Raw genomic sequence first — 6,765 nt, forward strand, 5'->3', positions numbered from 1 at the left:
CAACCAATCAAAAATACTTTAGCAGAAACCTATTTACGTATGCGGGGTATTACATGTGATTTGCCTGCTGATTTACGCTTTTACGACAAATGTTCGCACCCCTCTGGGGTTACACTGACCGCGTTGGTGGCTCTTGTTAAGGGCGCTGGCTCTTTCGCCATTCATAGAACCTTTTTACAAGCCAATGGTTGCAAAACAGACCCAAAACCAGCAAAAGCCATGTTGGGATCTGTAACAGGTGGTGGGGTGCATTTAAGCCAAGCCAATCCAAAACATAAGGAATTATTTAACAAACTTTAGAGCTTTTATGCTGTTACAACTATCTTCGTGAAATTTATGAAGACAAAACCCAAAAGGCGGTCGGCCTACAAAACGCTATGAATAGCTCACCTTGGTGAAAAATCATAGGACCACACAATAGAGAAATCTCTTTTGACAGTTTTTCAAGCCAATCGCTCAACGCTCTTTTTAGTGACATTCTCTTCATTGCTCTTTTTTCAAAGAAAATGATCAGAGTTCTTCTTACAAAGAGTTTTGTTGCTTTTGGAGAGTTATTCCAATGTTTATGTTATTTTTTTAATAATAAAAAATAAAAAACATTATATTTTAATATTTTTGTTTAGGATCTTGAGCTACTCTATGGAAATTTCTATTTTTGTAAAAAATCCAAACGTGCAACAGCATGGTAAAATATATTTTTATGACGTTGGTGATGATCTCAAGAGAAAAGAAAAAAACCTTACGATAATAGGAGTCATTTGGGAGTATTGATGGTATTAAGTGAATATCAGCTACAATATCATTGGGATTTATATTACTCGTAATTGGCATTTTGGATGCATGGCTCATTTGTTCTGCGAATTATTGGACTTGAATGTTTAATCTATAAAGCCCAGTATTGATGATATTAGAATAAAAGCCATCTTGATTTGTAAGTTTAATCGAATGCAAATTGAGAACATTCGATATAATAACAAGCGTATGCTTCTTAGCTAGCCCCTTTTAAGTAAGATAATAAGTCCACCTGCCATACTGTTTTGATTGGGGTTGAGCTCAGCTTTATAATAAACATCAAGCTTAAAAATACCGTTCGCTTATTTTGAGTTACATCAAACTGAAATACCTATAATTCTTTCTCATCAAAAATCTTGAATAAAAAAGGCAAGTTGCTGCTTAAATTACTGCTAATATCAAAAAAATCAAAGCCAATTTTGCCACCATCTTTGACACTTTTAGTATATAAGATCCCGATACATGAGACAAGCACCATATCGTTCTTCCATCGGTATGTCCTATATCTATTCACGAAACATAGCTGCTTCAGAGTGGGAAATACTATATATTTGTAGCAATTTCTTTTAATTGATTCATATCAAAATACAAATCCGATACCTTTTGGCAAAATTTATCAAGATAAATAAACAATTCATCAGAGAGAGATATCTTTTTTTCTCGAATTCTCATTAAATCCTCAGTTTTATTATTTAACGGATGCGCTTCAAAATTACTTGCACGATTTCCTGCTAATTTGGTAGGCATATAATGATTTATGATGTTACAAAAACTACAATCTAAAGGGCCTGAAACATTACTTCCAACCATACCAACGTAGTTATTTTTATTCTCAAAACACTTATATAATTCTTTAATATTACTTGCAAATGGCTTATAGACAAAAGCATTATAGCCATATTCGTGAATTTTTTCATAACCACATTTCACGAATGTCTCATCAGCGATATTTAAGAAACCCAAATCTGGAATTTTTGAAGGAAATTTCACAGGCTGTTCTATTCCAAACAAATTATTCTTATCTATCCTATCAATAAAATAATTCCACTGCTCAAAATTAATACTTGCATTGAAATCAATAATAAATTTTACATTTTTGTTTTCATTAACAATTGCAATTGTATCATCCAAATACTGATTCGATGATTTCAATTTTATCAAATCGTAATTACGTATCTCATCATCAATAATTGCACCTATTCCTATCGTTTTAATAGATTTCATTAATCCAGAATTAATAATTTTAGCCATTTCAACTTTTTTAAAAAAATCTTCCAACCCAAAGAAATAGCTTAAAGAATTTGCAAAGTGTTTACTTTTATTTATTGATCGTTCATTTACAGATTTTATAAAATCGTCCGGCATTTCTCCGTGACTAGGTGACAATGGCAACTCCATAGCAAAGGGCGAAATAACTTTATCCTGAGCAGTAAATAAAATTATCAGTTCTGTTTTTTCAACTAACACACCAGAAGAACTGTGAAAAGAATCCGATAGTTTATATTTATTGGTGTAAACTCTGATGCGTATATCCATATTTTATCTCACAGCCAGAAAAAAAATCCCGTATCATATTTAACTGAAATCTATTCTCATACTTTTTTCTATTTTCAAAATTAACTAAAATGAACTCGGGAGTAGCGATACGTATTAGAGCTAACACTTCTGCCAAATCGAATCTCTCCGATAAAGTAATCGTCACACTATATGGTACGCTATCTTTTTTCATACATTCTATGTTACGCACCCACGTTTGTTTATATTTTTTACTGTCTAGATTTCTTATCTCTGAAATAACATCTGTGCCTATTTGTATCCCTAAAAAGAACGGATTACTCTTTAATAGCTTCAAATATGGTTGAATATAGATGTGCCCCCCTGTTGCAATCCGAAAATATTTTTTGCAAATGAGACACATACAAGTATATTTATGAAGTAAATCATAATCGAGCTCAAAAGGCTCTCCACCAGAAAGAATAATAAAATCAGATTTTATGTCATTTATTGTATATAAAGATTCAGGCAACGCGTCATCTCTCACCATATATTCCATCGAATACGGACAATGATTGCAGCCCGCACTGCAATTTTCATTACAAATTACAATATTATCGCCCATGAAATTTCTTATTCAAGTTCATATAATCCAATACTAATTGTTTCATGAAAATATTTTGGTATAGAGAAAGATCAGAAATTTTTTTAGCCACAAACGCTTTTATCATTGGTAAAGCTTCATCCTTTGATATAGACAGCAAATGAGAAATATAGTCTATCCGTTCTTCTAAATTGAGAGATAATCTTGGACTGGTGAAAAATGTTAAGATATCCAATTCCGGACTGGCTTCTTGACATAAATCCCAATCCACTACCATAAAAGAACTATCAGAAGTAACAATGATATTATCAGGATGTAAATCTCCATGTGATAAGATTATATTCTTGCTTAATCGATCTTGAAAGATCTTATTGATTTGATCAATAATCGCCTTTTGATGTAGCAAATCCATTTGGCTCAATACAGTACCCCGGATAAACTCCCATTCGACTATTTCATCGCAAAGTGTTATCAAATTTGGTGCAGGATAGAGACTTTGTCGAAAAGAGCCATCCTTGATGTTTTCATTAATGCACGATGCTTCCGGATAAATTTGCCCATAGCAAAACTCTTGATGCTTGCGTTTCAAGAAATGTTGTTTTGACGATTGTGCATTTTCAGGCTGTAACCAAATGATTTCTTGTTTTCTGACAAAAATAATTAAAGCAGACACCCCAAAAATCACAGCCATAATCACTGCCAACCACAAATTAGCTTGCCAGAATGTTGAAAAAACATGACCGTATAAAAAACTGAATGCAAAGGATACAACAGCTGTAATAATGGCTGTAAATGATAAAACAGTCGCGATAGCTTTGGGATCAATCAGTGAATTTATAAGAAGAGACGACAGATAAGATCGATAAGCAGATTTAAAAACACATAGCAGTAAAAATCCTAATATAAGAGCCGCAATGATTTGAAATGACATGAGAAAAAAAGCAATGGTTACCATACAACCAATCATTAAGACGGGAAAAATAGGATTTTGAAACTTTGAAAAATACTTCTGAAACAATATATTGGAACTTGCTGAAAAAAAATTCCCAATGATAAAAATAATCGAAACCAAAATAGCAGGTTGAAATGGCAAAAAATCAGAAAATGCGATAGAAACAGTTCGATTATTAACCAAAATAGCAAAAGCTGAAACTGCACTTAAAAAAACAAGAGTGAAGCGATAAGGGTTTTTGACTTCTTTACGGCTGGCGCACATAACTGTGAAAATACTCGGATGAGCGTTGATATGAAAACTATCTAATCCCTTCGTCAGTTTTGAAAACATAAAAATAGCAAAAATTAATGAAAGGATTTGAAAAATTACAGGCAATGCAGGATGCACATAATAAAGTATTCCCCCTAAAAAAATAAGTACCGTTGTCACACTATAGGTAACAGCAGCCACTTCGGACTTAACGGAAAACAGTGTGCGATGCTTTGGTACTACAGAAAAGAGTAAACTATCTTCCGCACCTGAGAAACAAGCGGCCGCTAATGTGATACACAACAAATAAGTGGCGTAAGCAAAATATGCATAATTCATAAAAAGAGCTAAAAAACCGCAAAGAAAGAAAAACAGCCCAGTATAAATAACGCGCTTACTTCCATAAACATCTGATAATAAACCCAAGGGGACTTCTAAGATCAAAGGAAGCAATAAAAAATAACTACCGATTAAAACAATATCCGCTTGCGACAAATGCAATTTTTCCGACAAAAAAAGTGGTAAAACAGCAACCACTAGAGCAGTAGACTTGCTAACGCTATAAATCTTAAATTGCTTAACCTTATCCACAAAATACCTTCCCACGACATCCGCTACATGCGCCAGATTCTTTCAAAGATTTTAAAACGCTTTGAGCAGACCAATCTATTGCCTCATAATTTTGTAGATTCCCAAAAGCTTCTGAATAAAAGCAATTTTTTAAATCTCCATTATAGTCCAATACCAAGGATGAAAATGGAAATAAACACATTAACGGCGACGAAACGTACGCAGAATTTTCGCCTAAGTAATAATTAATACAATTTACAAAATTTTGTGACGTCCATGAGATTTTCCTTTCTTGGAACTTTTTATCTATATAAATCTGGAGGGGGGATTCTTTCCTTGATAATTCATCTCTCAAATGAAAAAGTGAGGCGTTTGGCGGAAGAATTTTGTTGCTTAAAGCCTTAGATCGATCCTTTGTATTATTGTTTCTAGAAAAACAAAATGACGACGTATCGAGCGGGTTGAATCCGATATAATCGACATCTTTGCTTATACAAAAATCGATAAAATTAATAATATTTTCTAGAATCTCTTTAGTAACTGTCGCTCTTATTCCTATACTTTGCAGAGGTTGAAGATTCTTAACTGTTTCAATGTTTTCCCACACGCGATCAAATTTATTCGCCCCCCGTATATCATAATATCCTTGGACACTAGTCGAATCCATAGAAATAACAATTTCTTTTATGTCATACTGTGAAATCCATAAATTTTTATGCAATAAGATGCCATTGGTATTTAATTCAACAGGCAGACCTAGTTCATTCAACGTTAATAAAATATCTTTAAGCCTCGGATGCATTAAAGGTTCTCCCCCAGAAAGCATCACTGAGGCAGCTCCTTTTTCTTTCAACATTCTAAATAAGGGTATTAAACTTTCTGGAGTATGCCAATTTTTTTCCTTAATCTTCCAGCAATCGCACATGATACAAGGGCTATTGCAATTCTGGATAATATGTATAATAGGTGTCACAGGTGCCCATAATTTTTTAAGATCAAAAATCGAATCTGACGCACTAATCAAGTTTTCCTTCTTTAAAAGAAAACCATTCTTTTCTAGTTCTCTTAACAAGATTGAAAAATCTGATGCTAAGACCTCTGTCTCTACATTAAGCTTTGCCGCAACAGTTTCAATTTTCTGATTCTGTAAAAAAACTGAATCAATTAAAATTATAGCTGAATCATTAAGCACAATAGTCTGAAAATCATTTAATCTAGTTATACTATTCTCGTCGAGATTGATACGAAACATTTCCCCTCCTAAATTGTTTCTTAATAATACAATGGATAAGGGCGCTGCAGCGCCCTTATCCTGCTTTTTTATTTTTTTCTATCTCGCGCCAATGGTTTATAACAAGTTAAACTTGCACTATTCACAGTACCAATCACCTGCGGCTTTTTATATGACATAACATCCTCCTCATATTGTTATTATGTACCTTGATATATATTAAAGATAATTATTATTTTGTAAATAGTCTAAAAATTTACAACTTTATAATTGTAAAGTCAATTTAACTGTATTACGCAATATTCAGTTTGGAAAATAAATTGGCCTATACCGGTATAAATCGAAAAACTCTTGTACTCAGCTAGTTTCCATTTTAATTATTAAGTTCATTCAAAAAGTATTATTCCTGTTTTCAATGGCTATTTCACTTTAATCACAATAAGAAATATGCAATGCTCTGCTTTATCAAGTAATTTTAAAAAGGTTTTTTGGGGCTGAAATAAAGAATAGTTGTTGCGTAAATCAGCTTCTCAGAAGAAAAATTTTTCAATTATTTTTCTGTTTTAATTGTAATTTTGTGAAATACTACTTGCGGTGAAGTTACTTTTAAAAGAGGTTCTACTCGACGCCAAAATACAAACTTTTATTTCTTATTAAAGATACAATCATATTGATTTATAATGATAATTTAGCACTATTCATATCGAATAAGAATCCCAAATAACGTAGGATTCTCTCATTTCAAATCTGTGTATGTTGAAATCAACTAAAACCACTTGCTTGCACGTCACAAGCCGGCTTGTTACTTCATAAGCGTAAAGATGGAGGTGCTCAATGGATTTATCGCTATACCATTCATGGTCGGCGCCG

Annotated in this window: 4 protein-coding genes and 2 pseudogenes; 2 read left to right on the forward strand and 4 right to left on the reverse strand. The window is 32.9% G+C overall.

Going from position 1 to position 6,765, the window contains the following annotated elements:
* Nucleotides 1-300 (forward strand): annotated as a pseudogene (locus ACFINO_RS08805) (virulence-associated protein E); the annotation flags it as partial.
* Between the two features lie 1,035 nt (nucleotides 301-1,335).
* Here the strand turns inward: ACFINO_RS08805 and ACFINO_RS08810 are convergent.
* Genes ACFINO_RS08810 through ACFINO_RS08825 form a run of 4 tightly spaced genes read right to left on the reverse strand, consistent with a single transcriptional unit; the run spans nucleotide 1,336 to nucleotide 5,916 of the window.
* Nucleotides 1,336-2,328 carry a hypothetical protein gene (locus ACFINO_RS08810; protein ID WP_375613859.1) on the reverse strand — a complete coding sequence of 331 codons (993 nt, stop codon included), beginning with the start codon at nucleotides 2,326-2,328 and terminating at the stop codon, nucleotides 1,336-1,338.
* Entirely contained in the window at nucleotides 2,297-2,911 is a 615-nt protein-coding gene (locus tag ACFINO_RS08815; RefSeq protein WP_375613858.1) for a hypothetical protein, read from the reverse strand. Before ACFINO_RS08815 ends, ACFINO_RS08810 begins: the two co-directional genes overlap by 32 nt.
* Nucleotides 2,901-4,685, reverse strand: coding sequence for an MFS transporter (locus tag ACFINO_RS08820; RefSeq protein ID WP_375612536.1), 1,785 nt, complete (start codon nucleotides 4,683-4,685; stop codon nucleotides 2,901-2,903). The genes ACFINO_RS08815 and ACFINO_RS08820 overlap by 11 nt, the downstream gene beginning before the upstream one ends.
* The gene (locus ACFINO_RS08825) at nucleotides 4,678-5,916 is read right to left on the reverse strand and encodes a radical SAM protein (protein WP_375629497.1); all 1,239 of its coding nucleotides are present in this window, start codon (nucleotides 5,914-5,916) and stop codon (nucleotides 4,678-4,680) included. Before ACFINO_RS08825 ends, ACFINO_RS08820 begins: the two co-directional genes overlap by 8 nt.
* A gap of 772 nt (nucleotides 5,917-6,688) precedes the next feature.
* Between ACFINO_RS08825 and ACFINO_RS08830 the strand changes: the two are divergent.
* A pseudogene (locus tag ACFINO_RS08830) lies at nucleotides 6,689-6,765 on the forward strand (DUF4102 domain-containing protein); the annotation flags it as partial.

The sequence above is a fragment of the Bartonella sp. AA83SXKL genome, from assembly GCF_042196965.1.
In the GTDB taxonomy this organism is placed as follows: Bacteria; Pseudomonadota; Alphaproteobacteria; order Rhizobiales; family Rhizobiaceae; genus Bartonella.

Excerpts from the sequence above, each read along its gene's own strand:
- ACFINO_RS08825 (WP_375629497.1), bottom strand. The coding sequence starts at position 5,916 with ATGTTTCGTATCAATCTCGACGAGAATAGTATAACTAGATTAAATGAT.
- ACFINO_RS08810 (WP_375613859.1), bottom strand. The coding sequence starts at position 2,328 with ATGGATATACGCATCAGAGTTTACACCAATAAATATAAACTATCGGAT.
- ACFINO_RS08815 (WP_375613858.1), bottom strand. The coding sequence starts at position 2,911 with ATGGGCGATAATATTGTAATTTGTAATGAAAATTGCAGTGCGGGCTGC.